This is a genomic window from Comamonas sp. A23 (assembly GCF_004522605.1).
In the GTDB taxonomy this organism is placed as follows: Bacteria; Pseudomonadota; Gammaproteobacteria; order Burkholderiales; family Burkholderiaceae_C; genus Comamonas; species Comamonas thiooxydans.
Genome location: NZ_RSDT01000001.1, coordinates 818,330 through 838,718 on the forward strand (window position 1 = coordinate 818,330; position 20,389 = coordinate 838,718).

Annotated in this window: 19 protein-coding genes; 11 read left to right on the forward strand and 8 right to left on the reverse strand. The window is 60.8% G+C overall.

Going from position 1 to position 20,389, the window contains the following annotated elements; all coding sequences use genetic code 11:
- Nucleotides 1-48 precede the first annotated feature (48 nt).
- A complete protein-coding gene (locus EIC84_RS03795) occupies nucleotides 49-831 on the reverse strand; it encodes a type 1 glutamine amidotransferase (RefSeq protein ID WP_004340747.1) in 783 nt (260 codons plus the stop codon).
- Between the two features lie 217 nt (nucleotides 832-1,048).
- On the opposite strand from EIC84_RS03795, the gene EIC84_RS03800 reads away from it, so the two are divergent.
- The gene (locus EIC84_RS03800) at nucleotides 1,049-2,962 is read left to right on the forward strand and encodes a potassium transporter Kup (protein ID WP_192810456.1); all 1,914 of its coding nucleotides are present in this window, start codon (nucleotides 1,049-1,051) and stop codon (nucleotides 2,960-2,962) included.
- 51 nt (nucleotides 2,963-3,013) lie between these two features.
- On the opposite strand, the gene EIC84_RS03805 is transcribed toward EIC84_RS03800, so the two are convergent.
- Nucleotides 3,014-3,343, reverse strand: coding sequence for a carboxymuconolactone decarboxylase family protein (locus EIC84_RS03805; protein WP_004340750.1), 330 nt, complete (start codon nucleotides 3,341-3,343; stop codon nucleotides 3,014-3,016).
- Between the two features lie 212 nt (nucleotides 3,344-3,555).
- Between EIC84_RS03805 and EIC84_RS03810 the strand changes: the two genes are divergently transcribed.
- From EIC84_RS03810 to EIC84_RS03820, 3 genes are all read left to right on the forward strand, one after another.
- Nucleotides 3,556-5,229 carry a VRR-NUC domain-containing protein gene (locus tag EIC84_RS03810; RefSeq protein WP_034362567.1) on the forward strand — a complete coding sequence of 558 codons (1,674 nt, stop codon included), beginning with the start codon at nucleotides 3,556-3,558 and terminating at the stop codon, nucleotides 5,227-5,229.
- On the forward strand, nucleotides 5,226-7,646 hold the full coding sequence (locus EIC84_RS03815) for a helicase C-terminal domain-containing protein (RefSeq protein ID WP_004340757.1): 2,421 nt from the start codon (nucleotides 5,226-5,228) through the stop codon (nucleotides 7,644-7,646). Before EIC84_RS03810 ends, EIC84_RS03815 begins: the two co-directional genes overlap by 4 nt.
- Before the next feature lie 99 nt (nucleotides 7,647-7,745).
- Complete coding sequence (locus EIC84_RS03820) at nucleotides 7,746-8,873, forward strand: suppressor of fused domain protein (protein WP_004340761.1); 1,128 nt, start codon at nucleotides 7,746-7,748, stop codon at nucleotides 8,871-8,873.
- An 81-nt stretch (nucleotides 8,874-8,954) separates the two neighbouring features.
- On the opposite strand, the gene tsaA is transcribed toward EIC84_RS03820, so the two are convergent.
- Both tsaA and EIC84_RS03830 read right to left on the reverse strand, forming a co-directional pair.
- Nucleotides 8,955-9,437: a tRNA (N6-threonylcarbamoyladenosine(37)-N6)-methyltransferase TrmO gene (tsaA, locus tag EIC84_RS03825; protein ID WP_004340764.1), complete on the reverse strand. Its 483-nt coding sequence runs from the start codon at nucleotides 9,435-9,437 to the stop codon at nucleotides 8,955-8,957.
- Nucleotides 9,437-9,862 (reverse strand): molybdopterin-binding protein, encoded by a 426-nt coding sequence (locus tag EIC84_RS03830; protein ID WP_004340767.1) that lies wholly within the window; start codon nucleotides 9,860-9,862, stop codon nucleotides 9,437-9,439. The genes tsaA and EIC84_RS03830 overlap by 1 nt, the downstream gene beginning before the upstream one ends.
- A 145-nt stretch (nucleotides 9,863-10,007) precedes the next feature.
- Here EIC84_RS03830 and EIC84_RS03835 point away from each other — a divergent pair, with 145 nt between their 5' ends.
- Nucleotides 10,008-10,541, forward strand: a complete 534-nt coding sequence (locus EIC84_RS03835) for a GNAT family N-acetyltransferase (RefSeq protein ID WP_004340770.1) — start codon at nucleotides 10,008-10,010, stop codon at nucleotides 10,539-10,541.
- A 169-nt stretch (nucleotides 10,542-10,710) separates the two neighbouring features.
- Entirely contained in the window at nucleotides 10,711-11,013 is a 303-nt protein-coding gene (locus EIC84_RS03840; protein ID WP_004340774.1) for a YkvA family protein, read from the forward strand.
- Nucleotides 11,014-11,067: 54 nt separating this feature from the next.
- On the opposite strand, the gene EIC84_RS03845 is transcribed toward EIC84_RS03840, so the two are convergent.
- Entirely contained in the window at nucleotides 11,068-11,982 is a 915-nt protein-coding gene (locus EIC84_RS03845; protein ID WP_004340777.1) for a crotonase/enoyl-CoA hydratase family protein, read from the reverse strand.
- A 139-nt stretch (nucleotides 11,983-12,121) separates the two neighbouring features.
- Between EIC84_RS03845 and EIC84_RS03850 the strand changes: the two genes are divergently transcribed.
- The 3 genes from EIC84_RS03850 (at nucleotide 12,122) to EIC84_RS03860 (ending at nucleotide 14,954) form a co-directional block, all read left to right on the forward strand.
- A complete protein-coding gene (locus tag EIC84_RS03850; protein WP_004340780.1) occupies nucleotides 12,122-12,754 on the forward strand; it encodes a TetR/AcrR family transcriptional regulator in 633 nt (210 codons plus the stop codon).
- A 29-nt stretch (nucleotides 12,755-12,783) separates the two neighbouring features.
- The gene (locus EIC84_RS03855; RefSeq protein WP_004340783.1) at nucleotides 12,784-14,427 is read left to right on the forward strand and encodes an AMP-binding protein; all 1,644 of its coding nucleotides are present in this window, start codon (nucleotides 12,784-12,786) and stop codon (nucleotides 14,425-14,427) included.
- 131 nt (nucleotides 14,428-14,558) lie between these two features.
- Nucleotides 14,559-14,954 (forward strand): hypothetical protein, encoded by a 396-nt coding sequence (locus EIC84_RS03860; RefSeq protein ID WP_237704477.1) that lies wholly within the window; start codon nucleotides 14,559-14,561, stop codon nucleotides 14,952-14,954.
- Nucleotides 14,955-15,137: 183 nt separating this feature from the next.
- Here the strand turns inward: EIC84_RS03860 and EIC84_RS03865 are convergent, their stop codons facing one another.
- Nucleotides 15,138-16,769, reverse strand: a complete 1,632-nt coding sequence (locus EIC84_RS03865) for an ATP-binding cassette domain-containing protein (RefSeq protein ID WP_004340788.1) — start codon at nucleotides 16,767-16,769, stop codon at nucleotides 15,138-15,140.
- 169 nt (nucleotides 16,770-16,938) lie between these two features.
- Entirely contained in the window at nucleotides 16,939-17,856 is a 918-nt protein-coding gene (locus EIC84_RS03870; protein WP_004340793.1) for a LysR family transcriptional regulator, read from the reverse strand.
- A gap of 438 nt (nucleotides 17,857-18,294) precedes the next feature.
- On the opposite strand from EIC84_RS03870, the gene EIC84_RS03875 reads away from it, so the two are divergent.
- On the forward strand, nucleotides 18,295-18,717 hold the full coding sequence (locus tag EIC84_RS03875) for a VOC family protein (protein ID WP_004340799.1): 423 nt from the start codon (nucleotides 18,295-18,297) through the stop codon (nucleotides 18,715-18,717).
- Nucleotides 18,718-18,832: 115 nt separating this feature from the next.
- Nucleotides 18,833-19,462 (forward strand): DUF2625 domain-containing protein, encoded by a 630-nt coding sequence (locus EIC84_RS03880; protein WP_004340802.1) that lies wholly within the window; start codon nucleotides 18,833-18,835, stop codon nucleotides 19,460-19,462.
- Between the two features lie 89 nt (nucleotides 19,463-19,551).
- Here EIC84_RS03880 and EIC84_RS03885 read toward each other — a convergent pair whose 3' ends face one another.
- Nucleotides 19,552-20,091, reverse strand: a complete 540-nt coding sequence (locus EIC84_RS03885; protein ID WP_004340805.1) for a DUF1697 domain-containing protein — start codon at nucleotides 20,089-20,091, stop codon at nucleotides 19,552-19,554.
- Nucleotides 20,092-20,389: the final 298 nt, after the last annotated feature.

Consider the following 20,389-nt stretch of genomic DNA (forward strand, 5'->3'; position numbering starts at 1 on the left):
CAAAAAAACGTCTGTTTATGGCCTTCATGGTGCCTGATGCTTTCAAACTCATAGCTGCATGCGAAGGTATGCATCGGACTTGAGGCGAAATCGGCTCAAAGTTTCCAAGGAACTGCTGCAAGAAACCGAAACCGGCTTGTCCAACTGATCGGTCCATGCCTTGTAGGTACGCAATGCCATGGCATGCAACTGGTCTATGTGTTGCGGCAGTCGGTCCAGGATCTGGGCTTCGCTCTGAACGGCCGGGCCCTGGGCCTGCAGCAGTTCATCGTGGCCCTCGCCGCACCATTGACGCACGCTGTCTGCGGTCACTTCCAGATGGCCTTGAAACGCCCATTGCCGGCCATGGACAAAGCCTTTGTTCAGGCAATGCTGTCCGTACATGGTGCGCCTGGCGGCCGCCGGAATGTCGAAAGTGTCGTAATGCCAGTTGAAGATGGTGGCTTGCGCGGGCAGGTTCATCAGTTGTTGGGCGCTGGGGGTGATGCGGACTTCGCTCCAGCCGATATTCGCGCAGGGGTTGCGCCAGACGCCTGCGCCCATGGCGCGGGCCAGCATTTGCGCGCCAAAGCAGTGGCCCAGCACGGGGATGTCGTACTGCAGGGCACTTTGCAGCAGGCAGCGTTCTTCATCGATCCAGTGCAACTGCTCGTTGGCGCAATGATTGCTGCCTAGCACGATGATGCCGCGATAGTCGCGCGCATTGGCCGGGGCCGTGCCTTCGGCACAGGGATCTATCAGCACATGGGCAATCCCTTGCTGGCGCAGATGGTCGAGCAGGATGCCGGGGCCTTGCGATGCTTCATGCTGGAGGATGGCGACGGGCTTCATGGGAGACGGGCTTGAAGGGCAAGCCGGTTGTTGCGAAGCCTTGAATCTAGAAAGGCAGGCCTCAAGCCCTGGTATGGATTGTGGCTGCTGCTATCAAGATTGCATAAAGAAAGACAGCTCGGCCCAGCGTCATCCAGCTTTCCAATTTCCGTCAGCGTGCCATACTGGGCTGCCGCCGCCCGGCTGCAGCGGCCTCTATCACTGCAAAAGCATGGCTATGTCACAAAGCAAACACGGGCTTCAGGGGGCTGGGGATACGAGGCAGGGCAGCAGCCAGTCGGCACTGACATTGGCGGCGCTGGGGGTGGTATTTGGCGATATCGGTACCAGCCCGCTCTATGCGTTCAAGGAGGCTTTTACCGGCGTCCATGGGCTGACGGTGGGCCACGAGAATGTGCTGGCCGCGCTCTCGGCCCTGCTCTGGGCCGTGATCGTCATAGTCGCCATCAAGTATGTGTGGGTTGTGCTCAGCCACGATAACGATGGCGAGGGCGGCGTGCTGGCGCTGACGGCACTGGCCCACCGCGTGATGGGCGATCAGTCGCGCCGCTCCCGCTTTGTGGTCGGGGCCGGCGTGTTTGCGGCCGCGCTGTTCTATGGGGATGCCATCATCACGCCGGCGATTTCCGTGCTCTCTGCCGTGGAGGGCATGAGCATTGCCACGCCGGAGTTCGAGCATTTCATCGTACCTATCACGATAGGCATACTGATCGGACTGTTTTCCATTCAGATGAAGGGCACCAGTGTGGTGGGGAGGCTGTTCGGCCCGGTCACCATTGTCTGGTTCCTCTGCATTGCCTGGGCGGGCGTGGCCAGCATTGTGCAGACGCCCATGGTGCTGCAGGCCGTCAACCCGCTGCATGCGCTTCGCTTCGCCGTGCAACACACGGACAAGGCCTTCTTTCTGCTATCGGCCGTGTTTCTTGCCATGACAGGCGCCGAAGCTCTTTATGCCGATATGGGCCACTTCGGCAGCCGGGCCGTGCGTCTGGGCTGGTATGGACTGGTGTTTCCGGCTCTGATGCTCAATTACTTCGGTCAGGGTGCCTTGCTGTTGCGCGATGCGACTGCGGCCAGCAATCCCTTTTTCTTGCTGGCCTCACCGTCCTGGTTGCTGATTTTTGTGGTGCTGGCCACGGCCGCCACGGTGATTGCCTCTCAGGCGACCATCTCGGGGGCTTATTCCATGACGCTGCAGGCCAACCGTCTGGGGTATCTGCCGCGTGTGCGTGTGTTGCATACCTCCGATCAGGAACAGGGCCAGATCTATATCCCCAGCGTCAACTGGTTGATGCTGCTGGCCGTGATCGCGCTGGTGCTGGCCTTCAAGTCCTCGGGAGCGCTGGCGGCGGCCTATGGCATTGCCGTGTCGGGCACCATGCTGATCACCACCATGCTGGTGGGCTTTGTGGTCTATCTGGGGCGCAGCCGAGCAAGAGCCGTGACACTGGCGGCGCTGGCCTGTTTTGCGGTGCTGGAGATAGGCTTTTTTGCCTCCAACCTGACCAAGCTGGAGCAGGGCGGCTGGCTGCCGCTGACTCTGGGCGCCATCATCTTCATCGCGCTGACCACATGGCGCGACGGTACCCAGCTGGTGGCCGAACATCGCCGTCGCCTTGATATTCCCATGAGCGATCTGATGAGCTCGCCCATGAGCGGCGTGCCGGTGGTGTCCGGCACGGCCGTCTATCTGACTTCCGATCCCAAGCTGGTGCCGAACGCGCTGTTCCACAATCTCAAGCATTTCAAGGTCATGCATGAGCAGACGGTGTTTCTCCACGTGATCAACGAGAACACGCCCTATGTGCATGATGGCGAGCGCCTGCAGCTGAAGCCTATGTGCAATGGGGTCTGGGCACTGGACATGCATTTCGGCTTTCGCGAGCAGCCTGATATTCCGGCGGCGCTCCAGCGGATTGCGCCGGACGTCGATGGCGAGATACCGAACCTCGACCCGATGACGACCAGCTTCTTTGTGGCCAGGGTGCAGGTGGTGGACGGGCCAGGCGGTCTCTCGGCCTGGCGCTGCGCGCTGTTTGGCTGGATGTCTCGCCAGTCGGCCAGTGCGGCGACTTATTACAAGTTGCCAGCCAACCAGGTGGTGGAGCTGGGCACGCAGGTTGTGCTTTGACGGCTAGGTATGGCTAGCCAGACAGGCGCTGGCTGCTATCTTTTTAGAACGTTACTCGTCCAAAGCGTCCAGAGCGCGAGCCGAGTAGACCATGGCGGCACCCGCATTCAAGGCCACGGCCACACCCAGGGCTTCGGCGATTTCTTCCCGGCTGGCACCAGCTGCCTTGGCAGCCTTGGTATGCACGGCAATGCAGCCGTCGCAACGCGTGGTCACGCCCACGGCAATGGCAATCAGCTCGCGCGTCTTGGCATCGAGATGGCCGGTCTTCCTGCCTGCACCGGACAAGGCCTTGTAGCCCTCCATGGTGCCTGGGCTCAACTCGGAAAACTCTCCCAGCCTGCCCGCCAATTCCTTGCGGTATTCGTTCCAGTCCAGCATTGCCTGCTCCTTGTTGAATGAAGCATTGATTGTGTGCCACTGTCACAGGGCATTCAAGTCGCAAGCGTTTCGTCCGACGATCGGCAGTACTGGGTTCGGAGGAGCCTGCAGGGATTTGTGGGCTGTATGAAAATACAGGTTCGTTGTCGGCATCCAGCCGTTTTTTCGCCGAGCATTTTGTGAGCGTCACCGTGACCGCATCCCAGGCCGCCATTCTTGCGCCGCACCGCTTCTACTATCTGCACAACTTCAAGCAGGCGCTGGATTGGCTGGCGCAGCGCTATGGAGATCTGCTCAGCGAGCAGGAGGCTGATTTCATCGCTGGCTTTGCGCGCTTGCCGCAGAACTCCAGGGCGCTGCTGGTACGAATGCTGATGCGGCGCGGGCCCTGGTTTCGAGCCAGCAAGCTGGCCTATGAGGAGATTCCGGTGACGGTCGATGCTGCAGCGCCCTTGCTGGAGCGTGGCTGGCTCAGTACCACCGAGCCCATGGAGGCGGTCGAACTATTCGGCTTGCACACCAAACCCGAGCTGCTGCAGATCTTGACTGGCTTTGAGTTGTGCTCCTCCATGCGCAAGGCCGAGATGCTGCAACTGCTGGCTGAGAGGCAACCCGAGCCTCTGCCGTATGCCGTCTGGCATCCCGAGGCCGTGGAACCTGTCTGGCGCGTCATGGTGGGTGAGCTGGGAGAGCGTCTGAGGCTGATGTTCTTTGGCAATCTCTACCAGGACTGGTCGGAGTTCGTGCTGGCCGACCTCGGTATTTTTCGCTATGAGCCGGTGACGCTGGATGCTGACTCGCGCGCATTTCAACGCCGCGAAGATCTGGACTTCTATCTGGAGATATCGGCCCGGCGTCGGGATCTCGACGAAGGCGTGGAGCCGGCACAATTGCTGCCTGCGCTTATTGAAAATCATAGCGAGAACCCATGGCTGGACATGCGCCGGGCCAAGGTTCTGCTGAAGCTTGGCCAGATGTGCGAGAGGCTGCAGGACTGGTCGCTGGCAGCTCAGGCCTATGGAGCCAGCCGCTATGCAGGCGCACGTCACCGTCATATTCGCGTGCTGGAGCGCATGCAATGCTTCGACCAGGCGCTGGCTCTTGCCAACCAGGCGCAAGCGGCTCCGGAGAGTGAAGAGGAGCGTCAGCGCGTGGCGCGCATGTTGCCGCGTCTGAGCCGCAGCCTGGGACTGGTGGTTGCGGGGCGCCAGCCTGCTCTGGCCCCGGCCGTGGCGGCCCTGCGCAGCGATGTGCTGCTGGACCGACCCGTCCAGCCCATGGCGGTGGAGTGCGCGCTTCAATCCCATTGGCATAGCGCCGATGCGCCGGTGTTCTATGTGGAGAACGCGTTGGTCAACTCGCTATTCGGTCTGCTGTGCTGGCCTGCCGTCTTTGCGCCGCTGCCAGGGGCGTTTTTTCATCCCTTCCAGAGTGGGCCGGCCGATCTGGGTGCGCCGGATTTTGTGCTGCACCGCCAACTGCTGTTTGATGCCTGTCTGGCCGAGTTGGAGGACGGTCGCTATCGGGCCACGATTCGCCAGCGTTTTGCCGACAAGCAAGGGGTTCAGTCGCCGTTCGTGTTCTGGGGCACATTGACGCAAGAGCTGCTGGAGCTGGCGCTCGATTGCATGCCTGCCGTCCATTTGCGGATTCTGTTTGCGCGGCTGCTGCTGGACCTGAAGGCCAACCGCACCGGTTTTCCTGATCTGGTGCGCTTCTGGCCCTTGCGGTCCGATGCCGGCTCACGCTACGAGCTGGTGGAAGTCAAAGCGCCAGGTGACAAGTTGCAGGACAACCAGATTCGCTGGCTGGCCTATTGCACGGAGCAGGGCATTCCCGTGAGCGTCTGCCATGTGCAGTGGCGTGACGAAGGTCGCATGCCATGAAGCCTGCGCTTAGCGTGGCAGTACGCGCACTGTGCGAGTTCACGGCGCGCGGCGGTGATCTGGATCTGCGCTTCACGCCCGCGCCCAGTGCGCTGGAGGGTATGGAAGGGCATGCCGTGGTGCAGAAACGGCGTGAGAAAGTGGGAGGCTACGAGGTGGAGCTGGCGCTCAGCGGCCGGTTTGAAGAGCTGCAGGTTCGCGGCCGAGCCGATGGCTTTGATGGCGTGCAGCAGCAACTCGAAGAGATCAAGACCTATCGGGGCCGGCTCGACGGCGTGCGTCCCCATCATCGGGCCTTGCATTGGGCCCAGGCCAGGGTCTATGGTCATTTGCTGTGTCAGGAGCGCGGCCTTGAGCGGATCAAGCTGGCGCTGGTTTATTTCCAGATTGGCAGCGCAGAGGAGACCGTGCTGGTAGAGGAATGCTCTGCCACCGAACTGCAAGCCTTTTTCGAGTTGCGATGTGCCCGTTATCTCGACTGGGCACGCAGCGAGGCCGCCCACAGGCGGGCGCGCGATGCGGCCATGGCGCAGCTGCAGTTTCCCATGCCTGCCTTCAGATCCGGGCAGCGGGAGCTGGCCGTGGCCGTCTATCGCACGGCCCATGCCAGCGAAGGCGGTCGTTGCCTGATGGCCCAGGCCCCTACTGGCATCGGCAAGACTTTGGCCACGATTTTTCCCATGCTCAAGAGCATGGCAGCAGTCATGGCCAAGGGTGCCTCGGAGGCTGATGCATCCGGTCTGGACAAGCTGTTCTTTCTCACTGCCAAGGGCACCGGCCATGGACTGGCGCTGCATGCGCTGGGCCAGCTGCAGCAAGCCTTGCCGGCATCGGCATCGGCATCGGCATCGGCATCGGCATCGGTTGCTCCATTGCGTGTCCTGGACATGAAGGCGCGCGAAAAGACCTGCGAGCATCCCGACAAGGCTTGCCATGGAGAGTCCTGTCCGTTGGCGCGTGGCTTCTTTGACCGACTGCCTGCGGCCAGGCAACAGGCGCTGCAACTGCCGCTCTGGGATGCGCCGACGCTGCGGACTCTGGCCTTGGAACATGGCATCTGTCCCTATTACCTGTCGCAGGAGTTGGCGCGCTGGGCCGATGTGGTGGTGGCCGACTACCACTATTACTACGACAGTGCCGCCATGCTCTATGCGCTGGCCTTGCAACAGGACTGGCGTGTGGGCGTGTTGGTGGACGAGGCGCACAATCTGCTGGAGCGCGCGCGCAGCATGTACACGGCACCGCTGTCCCAGTTTGATCTGGCGCAGGCCCGCCAGGCTGCGACCGGAGCTGTCAAAAAGGCACTCGATGCACTGCAGCGCCAGTGGCAGGCGCTGAACAAGGCCCAGGATCAGGCCAGTTACCAAAGCTACGAGAGCATTCCTGGCGTGCTGCTGGGCGCCATGCAGCGGGTCGTGGGTGCAATAGCGGATCAGCTGGCTGAGCAGGAGATAGCCGGTCATGCGGCCACAGGGGGGCAGCCTGCGCTTGCCGAGCATGCCTTGCTGGATTTTTACTGGGAACTGCTGCATTTTCAGGCGCTGGCCGATCAGTTCGGGCCGCATGCGCTGTTTGATATTCAACTGGCCACGCCACCGCAGCGTGCGAGCAGAGTGCGTATGCCGACATCCACGCTGTGCATTCGCAATGTGGTGCCTGCGCCGCATTTGGCGGCACGCCATGAGGCGGCACAGGCCACGGTGCTGTTTTCGGGCACGCTGAGTCCCCCCGGGTTCTACCGTGACCTGCTGGGACTGCCTGCCGATACTGCCTGGCTGGATGTCCCGTCGCCGTTTGCGGCCCGGCAGCTGCAGGTGCATATCGCAGGCCATATATCGACACGCTGGCGAGATCGCGAGGCATCGCTGATCCCCATGGCCGAGTTGATCGCGCAGCAATATGCGCGTCAGCCCGGCAACTATCTGTGTTTTCTCAGCAGCTTTGATTATCTGCAGCAATTGGCCGCCACCCTGGAGCGGCTGCAGCCGCAACTGCCGCTTTGGCTGCAGCAGCGCGGCATGGACGAGGCTGGGCGTGCCGAATTTCTGGCCCGCTTTGTCGAGGGCGGTCAGGGCCTGGGCCTGGCCGTGCTGGGCGGGGCGTTCTCCGAAGGCGTGGATCTGCCCGGCAGCCGTCTGATCGGTGCTTTTGTTGCCACGCTGGGTCTGCCCCAGTTCAATCCTGTCAACGAAGCCATGCAGCGTGCCATGGATCAGGCCATGGGAGTGGGGCTGGGCTATGACTACACCTATCTTTACCCGGGCTTGCGCAAGGTGGTGCAGGCGGCTGGCCGGGTCATACGTGGCGAGAATGATCGTGGCATTCTGGTGCTGATGGACGACCGCTTCGCGCGCGCCGAGGTGTGTGCGCTGTTGCCTGCCTGGTGGCAGATCGAAGGGGTCGACCGAGGTTTCTGAACGCATGGTTGCCAGAAACGCTCGCTCACATCTCCGTTTGTAATCCCGCTCGAACGGCTTTCGCCAGCCTTGATACTTGGGGCAAAGGAGAAAAAGGCCATGAATTCCCGCGAAACCTACGACTCTCAAACCCACGCGAACGGGCAAGAGGGCAGCCAGGGATGGGATGCAATCGATAGGGCGCTGCAGACGGTTTATGGCGATCAGCAGCCCGCGCATTTCGGGACGCTGATCAAATTTCGTCTTGGAGGAGAAGAGCCGCTGGACGGCGTCAGCGTCTATCGCAGCGAGCAGGGCGTGCCGCACTGGCACTATGTCAGTTATGGCTTCAGCGATTTGTATGGCGATCTCGACGACAGCTACGACATCGCTCCAGGCAAGCCCAGTGGCTATGGTTTCGAGTTGAGCTTCAGGCTGATGCGTGCCGTCAGCGAGCAGGAGCCGCCTAGTTGGCCTGTTAACTTCTTGCAAAATATTGCTCGATATGTATTTCGCACCGGCAATGTGCTGGCCCCCGGCCACTGGATGACGGCCAGCGGCCCTATCAAGGCCGATGCCGACACGCTGCTGACCGAGATGGGCTTTGTGCAGGATCCCGAGCTGCCGGCCATTCACACGCCCTATGGTGACCTGATGTTTCTGCAGCTGGTTGGGTTGACCAGTGACGAGTTGCGCGAGGTACGCCGCTGGAATGTGCTGGGAGCGCTGCAGTCTCTGCAGAGTTATATGCCGTTGTGGATCACCGATCTGGCCCGGCCCAGTCTGCATGACTTGCCCGATATGCAGGCCGCCATCGATGCGGGGGCGGCACGAGAAGGCTCCAAGACGGGCGTGCTCTACAACGATGTGCTTGGCTTCAGTCATCGCAAGCGCCTGCTGCGCAGCCCGCAGACCGTGATACGTCTGGGAAGCCTGGGCGTGCGCGACCTAAAGGCCATGCTGCCGGCTCGCCTGCCTCATGGCCGCCCGCTGATTCTGGCAGGCGATGGTTCCACGCTGGAGCTGGTGCCTGCCGGCGACAGTGAAGGCGGGATGCTGAACTGGCATAGCGACCACGAGCTCAAGCTCAGCCTGACCCAGGCTCAGATGCAGGCCTGGAAACAGGCCGTCAAGGGGCGCGACGGCGAGTACACCGTGCCCGGACTCGATGGTCTGGTCTGGCAGGTCAAGAGCAGTGTGGTGACGGATAGCCAGGGGCGAGTGACCGGCAGGTACGAAGAGCGTTAAGTACCATGCCACACATCAAGTAGCCGCATGTGCTTTGGAGATAGACGCATCAGCTGTTCCAGCTCGGAAAACAAATAGCTCTCAACGCATGCGCTCGTCGGAGAGCCTGCCCGGCAACTGATCCAGCCCTCTGGCAAACCAGCCTATGCGTTCTGTCTCGCGCACATCCAGCTGCGGCACATAGGGCTTGATGTCGAGCACGGGCGTGCCATCCAGCATGTCGTTACCGCGGAAATGCAGCCAGCATCCGTCCATGCCAAGCAGTTCGACAATGGACAGTCCGATGCGGTTGGGTCTTGCCGGCGCCCTTGTGGCAAAAACGCCATGGCTGCTGGTGTCCATAAAGGGCACGACTTCCAGCTTTTCCGTAGCTTCATGCAAGTGCGTGAGCAGGATCAGGTATTGAAACTCCTGCACATCACGCAAACCCGCGGCAAAAGGCGAAAAAACCTCGATCTTTCCCTCATGCTGCTGGGCAGCCACGGTCTGTATGGGCATGCCCACGGCATGCTTGAACGGGCTGTGTACGCGGCCTATGGGCTGCAGAACAATGGATTCGTTCATCAGGGCAGCACCGCCAGCACGACCTGAGAAGCCTTGAACAAGGCCGTAGCCGTCTTGCCCACGGCAAGGCCCAGGTTTTCGGTGCTTTCCTGGGTGACCATGGCCACCACCTGCAGGCCCTGGGCGTCTATGGTCACTTCGGTATTCACTGCTCCGGGCTTGATTCGGGTGATCTTGCCGTTGAGCTGGTTGCGCGCCGAGAAGCGCACGCCTTCGCAATTCGTCACCACCATCACGGACGGCGCCTTGACCATGGCGATCACCGTACTGCCGGCCTTCAGACCCAGGCTGACGGCACTGCCATGCGTGATGGTCGCCACCAGCTCCGCATTGTGCTCGGTACGGATCTGGACTTCATCGGTGACGATGCCGTGGCTGATATGGGAGACACTGCCCTTGAACTGGTTGCGTGCGCTGCTTTGCATGAGGGTTTCCTGAAAATACCGGCGGGACGGAAGCTGAATCTATTCTTATAGCACCCGCGCCTGTGCAGTTAAACGCTGCGCAGGCCACGACTGCTTGGACCTTGCCCATAATACCGACTCTGATTTGGGTGCCTGAGGCCAAGAAATGAGTGATCTGAACATCGTGCAATGCACGCACGAACGCCACGCCGCTGCGATTCTGGACATTTTCAACGATGCCATCGTCAATTCCACGGCGCTCTACGACTACCAGCCGCGCACGACACAAAACATGGTCAGCTGGTTCGAGGCCAAACGTGCAGGCGGCTTCCCCGTCATCGGCATCGAGGATGCGCAAGGCCGGTTGCTGGGCTTTTGCAGCTGGGGAGGTTTTCGCGCCTACCCCGCCTATAAGTACACGGTCGAGCATTCGGTCTATGTCCATCCACAGCACCGGGGCCGAGGTTTGGGGCAGCAATTGATGGAACTGCTGATTGCCGAGGCCAGGCAGCGTGGAGATGTGCATGTGCTCGTCGGTGCCATCGACGCCGCCAACGCGGGCAGCATTGCACTGCACAAGCGGTTGGGTTTCGAGTCCGTGGGACTGATGCCCCAGGTGGGCTTCAAGTTCGGCCGCTGGCTGGATCTGGCCTTCTACCAGCTCACGCTGCAGACGCCGGAACACCCTATCGACGGTTGATTTGCTGTCAAATCAGGAGCATCAATCTTTTTCGATAAAAGGATTGATGCTTTTGGGTTTCGGCTCTTGGATACATTCTGTGGCAGACCGGCAATGCCTCGCTCTTGTCATCGTCCAGTTCGACCGCAACTGAAGATTCGGTTTTTTCACTTTTGCCGGAGTGACTGCTATGTGGAAACTGGGTCGTGCGCTGTCACGCTTTCGCAAAGAGCTGCTGCTCGCCTGGGCCGTGCTGCGCGACCAGCGTTCGCCCAGGGCGGCCAAGCTGGTCACCGTGCTGGCGGCGCTCTATATCGTCAGCCCCATAGACTTCGTACCTGACACCATCCCCATTCTGGGCTGGCTGGACGATGGCCTTATCGGCTTTTTGCTGCTGCAACTGGCTTTCAGGTTTCTGCCTGAGGAATTGCAGGCCTCGCTGCGCCGCCGCGTGGATGGAAAGGTCGAGGCGCACCAAAGGCCAAGCATCTAAAAACATAGCGGCCAGCGCTTTTTCACCAGGCGTTGGCCGCTGTTTTTGCAGTTGCTATTCTGACTTCAAGTTAGCGATCTGCGCCTCCAGCCGCTTGATCTCGCGGCGCGCTTCGTCGCCCTCAGGGATGCTTCGGCCCGAGTCGCGCCACTGCACTGCGGCCTTGAAGCCCTCGGCCTGGGCATAGCGGCGAAACCACATGCCCTCGGGGTTGTGGCGGGTGATGCCGTCAAACACCGTGGCCAACATCTGGCCTTGCTCCAGGCCCATGGTCAACATGGTCTGGTTGACCACCAGCTTGTGCATGGCTAGGTGGCCGCGTGGCACGGAGGCAATGCGGTTGGCGAGCTTCATGGTGGCGGCCTCCAGCTCAGATGCATCCACGGCCTCGTTGGCCAGCCCCCACTCGGCGGCCTGGGCGCCGCTGATCACATCGCCGGTAAACATCATCTGCTTGGCGCGCATGGGGCCTAGACGCTGAGTCCACATCGCTGTGGTGGGGCAGCCCCAGACGCGCGTGGGCATATAGCCAATGCGGGCGTCATTGGCCATGATGAGCAGATCGCAGCACAACGCAATATCGCTGCCGCCCGCCACGGCCGCTCCATGTACCTTGGCAATCGTGGGCTTGCTGCAGCGCCACAAGCTCATGAAGTCTTCGGTATTGCGCTTCATGAAAGCATAGTCTTCCATGGGGTCCCAAGGCGTTCTCTCCTGCTGGCAGGGGTGCTCAATTTCCTGTTCGGCGGTTTCGGCCAGGTCGTAGCCTCCGCAAAAGCCCTTGCCCGCACCCTCCACCACGATGACATGGACGTCCGGGTTGTCCTGGGCCCACTCCACGGCTCGGCGGATCTCGCGTGGCGTCTGGTTGCCTATCGCATTCAAGCGCTCGGGGCGGTTGAGCAGCAGGCGCGCAATGCGCGGATTGCTGGGGTCTGGTGTGATTGACAAAGTGCTATGGCAGGGCATGAAAAGTCTCCTGATTGAAATGAATGAATATCGATGGATGTTGATAGTCGATTGATAAGAAAGAATTTTTGACAGTCAATGTTGACTCTAGGTGCATTTGTTTTTACAGTCAATGCAGACTGTTAAATTGGAGATGGCGATGACTGGCGAATTCAAGACGGCTGAGGGCCGCAACATGCGTGAACTGCAAAAACAGGCGACGCGTGTGCGCATTCTGAATAGCGCCATGACCTGTCTGATGGATCTGGGCGTGGCGCGCACCACCACACTGGAGGTGCAGCGCCGAGCCGCTGTTAGCCGGGGAGCGCTGCTGCACCACTTTCCTACCCATGCCGAGCTGTTGTGCGCCGTGGTGGATGCCATCGTGGTGCGCAATGAAGAGACCGTGCTCAAGCGTTTGCGACGCAAAGCAAAACATGATGACCCCGTGGAGCGCGCGATTCACACGTTGGTCGACAGCATGAAAGAGCCGTCGTTCCTGGCCGAGCTGGAGCTATGGGTCGTGGCGCGCACCGATACCGAGTTGCGTGAAGCCCTGGTGGCTGCAGAGCGCAAGGCTTTGCGCGACCGGCTGCGCGTGCTGGACGAGATATTTGCGCCGCTCAAGTCATTTCCGGCCTATGAGCTGGTGGTCAGCACCAGTACTGAATTTGTACGCGGCCTGGCGGTCTCGGGCATCTTGCGCAGCAACCCGCATGCCGTGGCGGCGCTGACGCAGCAATGGATATGGGTCGTGAGGCAATTGCTGCCGTTGAAACCGCCCATTCACTGATTTTTCAACACCACAACAAGGAGACTCCCGTGCCTCAGCTATCGAGCCCACTGACCCAGTCCTACTGGCCCGCAGACACCTCGCGGGAAGTGTTGGAAATCACCGAAGGGCAGGCGCTGCGCGAAGCAGCTTTGAAGGCGCCGGAGCGATGGGCGCTGGTGGAGAAAATGCCTGCTGGCTGGCCGTCACTGACCGGGGCGGTGCAGACCGACCGCCGCTGGACTTATGCGCAACTGTTAGACGATGCCACGGTCTGCGCGCACTGGTTGCTGCAGCGTTACCAGCCTGGGCAGCGCATCTGCCTGTGGGCTCCAAATGTGCCCGAGTGGGTCATCCTGCAATACGGTGCATCGCTGGCCGGGCTGGTGCTGGTCACGGCCAATCCGGCGCTGCGCACGCAGGAGCTGCAATATGTGCTGCGCCAGTCACGCGCCGGTGCCTTATTCCACATCGATCAGTTTCGTGGCAGCGATATGGCGGCCATGGCCAGTGCGGCGATAGCGGGGCTTGAGGACTCGGTCGATATCATCAGCCTCAGCGGTTGGCTTGAGCAGGTACGACAGACCCCGCATGACGGGGCACTGCCCGATGTAGCGCCGCGCAGCCCCGCGCAGATCCAGTACACCTCGGGCACCACGGGTGAGCCCAAGGGCGCGTTGCTGCATCATATGGGTCTGGTCACCAATGCCCGCTTTGTCGCTGCTCGCGCGCAGCAGCATGAGGATGTGCATATCTGCCCCATGCCGCTGTTTCACACCGCGGGATCGGTGATGAGCGTGCTGGGCTGTGTCACCACCTTGTCCACACTGGTGCTGATCGTGGCTTTCGACCCCGATCTGGTGCTGCAAGCCATAGCCGACGAGCGTGGCACGCGACTGGGCGGGGTCCCCACCATGCTGCTGGCCTTGCTGGAGCAGCGCAAGGCCAAAACCTACGACCTCTCCAGCCTGCAATTGGCCATGTCCGGTGGCGCACCCGTGCCCGTGGCATTGACCGAGCGCGTGCGCACTGAGATGGGCTGCGATCTGGTTACGGTCTATGGACAGACCGAACTCAGCCCCATCGTCTGCCAGACTGCACCTGGTGACAGCGCCGAGGACAAGGCCCAGACCACGGGCCAGCCGCTATGGCAGGTAGAGGTGCGCATCTCAGGGCCGGATGGTGAAGTTCTGCCCGTGGGCGAGGAGGGTGAAATCCAGGCGCGCGGCTATCAGAGCATGCTCGAATATTTCGAGCAGCCCGGAGCCACGGCCCAGACCCTGCTCGGCGATGGCTGGCTGCGCACGGGAGACCTTGGCACCATGGACGCGCGCGGCTATTGCCACGTCACGGGAAGGCTCAAGGACATGATCATTCGTGGCGGCGAGAACATCTACCCCGTGCAGGTAGAAGGCGTGCTGATGAAGCATCCGTCTGTGGCCGATGTGGCGGTGTTTGGTCTGGAAGACGCGCACTGGGGTGAGCAGGTGGCAGCGGCGATCCGCTTTAAACCCGAAGCACAAGTCTGTGCCGCAGAGGAACTGAAACAGTTCTGCCGCGAGCACCTCGCGCCCCACAAATCGCCAGAGTATTGGTTTATCTGCGAGGCATTCCCGTTGACGGGTTCGGGCAAGGTGCAGAAATTTCGTCTCAAGGAGCTTGCACGCCAACAGCAGCTGCGCACATTGAGGTAATAAGTCTTGGGAAAACAATGGCTGTCAGCGCCTATCCAGCCAAGCCGCCCCGCCCGCATGACATGTCGGCATGGGTTTGCCATTCTCCATAGAAGCAACTGGCATACTGGGCTCTCATGATCGCAAAGCCCTTGTTTTCCTTTCTGCTGCTGGCGCTGACAGGTCTGGCGAGCTGCAACTCTGGCGAAACCCAAGCACCTCTGAGCAAGCAGGCGCAGGCCACGCGTGATGCAGCGCCGGAGCACGTCTTCAAAGGCGTGTTGGCAGGCCAGCCGGTATTCCTGTTGGTCCACGATTGCGAGGTCTTTCTTGTGGAGCCTTTGGAAAAGGGTGAAGTTCGCTGGGAAAAGGTGCTGGCGCCCGAGCCATACCCGTTCTTCACCTCCTGCCAGCGTCAATCCATCCGCTATGAGGAAGGCGTGCTTCGGGTCACACTGGGACGGATGGCCTTTGGTGCAGGCGGTTGCTGTGCCACGGGTGGTGACTATCGCTCCACTGACGGAAGAAGCTGGAAAAAGACCTCCTGAACCCCTGAAGCCGAAAACAGGGGGCAAGCACGTGAATGGTCGGGGAGCTCGGGAGCATGGTGTGCACAGGTGCCTCGTGCATTGCCGAACTGTGGGCAGGATGCACAGCGTTGCACAACCGAGACCCAACCGAGAGCTGCCCCTGTCAGTTGGCAATGACCGTGACAGCGCCGACTGCAGCGATCAGAGCGTTGTCAATGTCCATGTTTCAGCGGCAAAGCTCAGCTGGTGCGTCAACTTCAGCGCCCGGAGCAGCATGCTGTCGTGTGAGACGATGATCAGCGTGCCCGCGTATTGGCGCAACATGTTCTCCAGCGCCTGAAGGGATGGCAGATCCAGGTGGTTGTCGGGTTCGTCCAGCAGCAGCAATTGCGCTGGCTCGTCACGGTAAAGTGCACAGGCCATGGCAGCCTTGAGGCGCTCGCCACCGCTGAGTTGTCCGCTAGGCTGATCGATATGGCGCGCATCCAGCCCGACCTGTGCCAGTCGCATACGTTGCAGCGACTCGGGCGTGCGCGGACTGGCGGCCAGCAACTGGCTCAGCACCGGTGATTCGGCTTGCAACAGACTCTGGTGCTGGTCCAGCAGCGCAAACGGCGTATTCAGGCAGTGCTCGCCCGTCACCGGCTGCAACTGCCCGGCCAGCAGTTGCAACAGCATGGACTTGCCGCAGCCATTGGGGCCGCTGACGGCCAGGCGCTGACCGGCGCGCAGCACCAGATTCAGAGGAGGGTGCGGCCCAACATGAGGCAGTTGCACATCACGCAGCTCGGCAACGATGCGGTCTCCCTGGCTCCTCGGCTCTTGAGGCGCATGCCAGTGGATGCTGTCGGCCTGCCAGTCCACCTGGCGCTGCAGTGCCAGGGCGGCCTCGCGCACGTTTTGGTTCAGGGCTTCGCGCGCTGCGGCCTGCTGGGTCGCCAGCTTGCCGCCCGAACTCTGGGCGCGTTCCTTGCCTGCGTCCAGCAGAATCTTGGCCTGATTGCCGTTCTTTCCCAGTCTTTCACCGCGTGCCTGCCTGCGACTCTGGCGTTCGTGCTGCGTGCGCAAGGCCTGCTCGGCGCGGCTGCGTTCCAGCTTGAGGCGGGCCAGCTCGTCTTGTGCATTCTGGTTTTTCTGGCACTGGACTTCTCTGTAGAAAGAGTAGTTTCCGCCGTAGATGTTGATTGCGCTGGGGGTCAGTTCCGCAACTGAGTCCATGACCTCCAGCAAGACTCTGTCATGGCTGATCAACAGCAGGCCGCTGCGCCATTGCTGCAGTTGCTGCGCCAGGGCAGAGCGGCTGGCAGCGTCCAGATGATTGCTGGGCTCGTCCAGAATCAGAAAGTCGGCCAGGGACAGCTGTGCACCCAGTAGCGCCACGCGCATGGCCTGGCCGCCACTGAGCTGGCTGGCAGGTGTTTGCGGTGCCAGCGGAGGCAGGCCGATCCGCTCGAGCTGCATCCGAAACTGCTGACGTATGTCCCAGCGCTCGGCTAGCAGTTCGTAGTCGCTGGCTTCACAGCTGCCTTGCTCAATACGCTCCAGTGCCAGCAGCGTGTCGCTCAGGCCTGCCAGTGCAGCGATGCTCAGATCTGGACGGGATGCCAGAGGGTTTTGCGGCAGATAGTGAATGCGGCCCGCACGGGTTACGCCGCCGCTGCCGGGAGGTAGCTCGCCAGCCAGAATGCGTGCCAGCACGGTTTTACCCACTCCATTGCGGCCCACCAGCGCCGTGCGCTGTGAGCCGAAGTTGCAGCAAAGATTGGAAAAGAGTGGCCGCCCATTGGGCAGTGTGTAAGAGACGCCATGCAGCGTCAGGCGAGTTTCTGTCATAAGACCATGCGATGGGGTGATGCCTGACATCCCCAGGCTGCACATGTGGACGGCAGCGATTGGGAGGAGGGGAGGTGGCCGTCAATCAGACGGCGGCATCAATGGCGCATGGGTGAAGAGTCTCGTTTGAAAGCGAAAGTTCTCAATTCTAGGCAGTCCAGCGCTGAGGTCAAGCGAGCTGTGGCGCGCACGCCGCTGCCTGATTGCCGAACTCTGCCAGCACCGTCAGCACGCTGGCGGTCGCAGGGTTCAGCGTTGGCAATTGGCGATGGGCGATGGCCATGGGGCGCATCAAGGTGGGTGACAGATGCCGTATCTGCACGCTGCTCTGTTGCTGCTGCTCTTCCATGGCTTCCAGCGGCAGCAGGGCTGCAGCCTGACCGGCGGCTGCCAGGCTTTTTAGCGCCTCGGTATAGGTCAGAGCAATGAATGGGCGAGGACTCAGGCCTGCCTGGCCGAACCAGCCGGCAATCAGACCGTGCATCTGCGTGGCGGAAGCAAAGCAGGCCCAGGGGCGGCTTGCCAGCCATTCGGGGCTGACCCGTTCGGGGACCTCCCAGGCTGAGGGCAACAGGGCCACCATGGGATCGTTACGCCAGGGCGTGAGCATGATCTCGGCCGTCTCCGCCTGCGGGCTGGCGACCAGGGCGATATCGAGTGTTCCGGCCTTGAGGCGCAGCATGGAGTCGGCCGAGCCAACAGCCTCCAGCTTGATGTCAATGCCCGGGCTGCGGCGGCTCAGGGCGTCGAGCATCAACGGAAACAGCCGGATATTGACCCCGGCCGATACGCCTACCTTGACTAGGCCGGCGCGGCCGCTGGCGTGACGCTGCACCTGATCGATCAGGTCGTCTCCGGCCTCCAGCAGCTTGCGTCCCTTCTGCACCAGTACCAGGCCGGCCGATGTCAGCTCCGCCTGGCGCCTGCCCCGCAGCAACAGCGTGGCGTTCATGCGTGCCTCCAGCTCCTTGATATGCAGGCTGACCGTAGGTGGTGCCAGATGCAGCGCCTGGGCCGCTGCGGCGAAGGTGCCGAGATCGGCGATGGCAATCAGCGTCTGCAGTTGGTCGAGATTGAGGTTTCGCATGATTTATTATTCAGATTTTCTGAATTGAATGGTTAGGTCATTCAACTTTACAGATGTCAGGTGTCTGTAGACCATTGGCTGACCATGAAAAATCATCGAATTGAAGACCGCGGCGAGGAATATGGGGCCTTGAGTGACAGGGCAGCAGCTCAGAACCTCAACTCGCTTGAAGTGGCAAAGTCCGGGGAACTCCGCGCGTTGCGGTGGCTGGCACAAGTCCGGAACTGGCTGGAGCGCGCCGAGGCGCGAGTAGGGGCGGGCTTCAGAGTGCCACCCAATGGCGGTTGAGGAGGAAGCGACATTCTCGGAGATCGGTTGCTCCTGGCTCCTGTGCGGCATGCTTCTCAGAAGATCTCGGTTTCTGCATATCGGCCGCTTTTCAGTACCAGGTCAGCGCTACATTTGTGGGCCGCTGTTTTGCAGAGTCTTTGAAAGCTTATGTTGCTGAAGCAAATTGAATCCGTCGTGCTGTTTGTGCAAGATATTGATGCCGCTGCTATCTGGTATGCCGAATTGTTTCAGACCCAGGTGCAATACGAGAATCATCACTACGCTTTTATCCGGACGCCGGGATGTCTGATCGGTTTCCATCCGCAGGACAGCAAGTGTCCGGGGGGAGCCGGTGGGGCGACAGTCTATTGGGAGGTGGCTGATCTGCAGGAAGCGGTACAGGAACTTGAACAAAGAGGGGCAGTTTTGTACCGAGGTCCTATCGTCACAAGCCTTGGTGCAGCTGCGGCAATGCTGCTGGATCCCTTTGGCTGCACCTTAGGGCTGCATCAGGCGCACCCTCATTCCGTGCAAGCGGTCCAGACACTGCCAGGCGCCAGCCAGCCGCCGGAGCCCATGCCTGGCGAATGAGCCATCACGTCAATGTCGAGCCATGCACCGATTTGAAGCCTTTCACGAGGCTTCTGGATACCAAGATCAAATGTCAGAATTCCGATGTTGTTGACTTTTGCATCAAAGGAGATCGATGCGTGCACTGGCAGAACTTTTGGAGCGCGACGATCCGGCCTTGCCACTGATACAAGCCTGGGCGCAGGACGCGAGCATTCCTGTCGAATGTCTTCCTCCCTCGGCTCAGAGAGACTCCGTGTTGCTTGCTTTGCAGGTCACGACACGCTCGCCGCTGGGGGCCATGGCTCATGGAACCGGTGGAATTCTCATCGACGGGGGCTGGCTCAGAATGCTGGGCTCGGGGCATCCCCGGCTCACACGCGATCTCGCTGCGTGGAATCGCGCGCGCAGCAGCGGATTTTTGCTGATTGCCGACGATGCCCTGGGTGGATTCTTTGCCATCAATGGCGGGGCTCTGGGCGAGGATCTGGGGGCCGTCCATTATCTGGCTCCAGACACCTGGGCCTGGGAATCGCTGGAGATGAGGCATACGGCTTTTGTGCAATGGGCTTTCACGGGTGGGCTGCGCGACTTCTACCGTGATTTGCGTTGGGAAGGCTGGGAAGCCGAGGTGGCCGGCATGGGCAATGATGCTTGCATGAGCTTCTATCCTTTTCTCTTCACGGAGCAGGGCTCCGTACATTCGAGTGCGCGCAAACCGGTGCCGGTAGCAGAACACTACGCATTCATGAGCAAGAGTGGATAGAAAGAGCCTGCCTGAGCCAAGACAAAGGATGAGATGTACAGGTGGCTGTGCCGCTTTCACCGCCTGCGTGAGACTGGCTCAAGCGGGTATCAGCGCTTTTCCCGTGTCGCAACCTCATGGCGTGCTGTCGCCATTTCAACCAATTGGGCAATCGTGTTGATATTTCTGGCCGTACCTTGGGCTGCTGCTGGAATTCTGAGCTTGGAACTGCCCATTCCTGCACCATAAGCCACATAGATCTCGCGCCGTCCCAACTGCAGTTGTTCGTCCTTGCGACCTTTGATCTGGGTCAGCGTGTCTGCAGGTGGTGCTTCATCGAGAAAGATGGCAACAGTGCGGTTGCCCGGGGATTCGGGAAAGGGGTTGTTGGCCAGCACTTCCGTCATCTCCCGGGCCGTTCGCACGATGACATCCACGGGCTTACCCGCATAACTGGCCAGGCGTCGCTCCAATGCCGACTTGAGCTGCTGCTCGGTGCAATCTGCATCCAGCACCACATTGCCGCTGGCAATATAGGTCTGTACCTGCGCAAACCCTTCGGCCTCGCACATGGACTTCAACTCCGCCATGGGGAGTTTGCCGGTTCCGCCGACATTGACGGCCCGCAGCAGAGCGACATAGATGGGCATGACTGATAAATGGAGCGGATCTCGAAGGGGCAGGCGGAGAAATCCCACACGATGTGACGGAGCACCAAGGCGCAAAGAGGATGCTAGCGTATCGCAACAGCCCGCGAGATTAGGTTTGCCTGGATGGAGAGGATTCAGGAGGACTTGCAGTCCACAATGGATCAGGCTGAGATGGATTTGCCCTTCCACGAGACAGAGATTCCACAGCAGCACCAACCGTGTTTGGCTTGGACCAGAGCCCTGGTCATTGCACGGATTGCTGCTGCATTTCACAGAATTCGCCCAGGCTCAGGCTGCC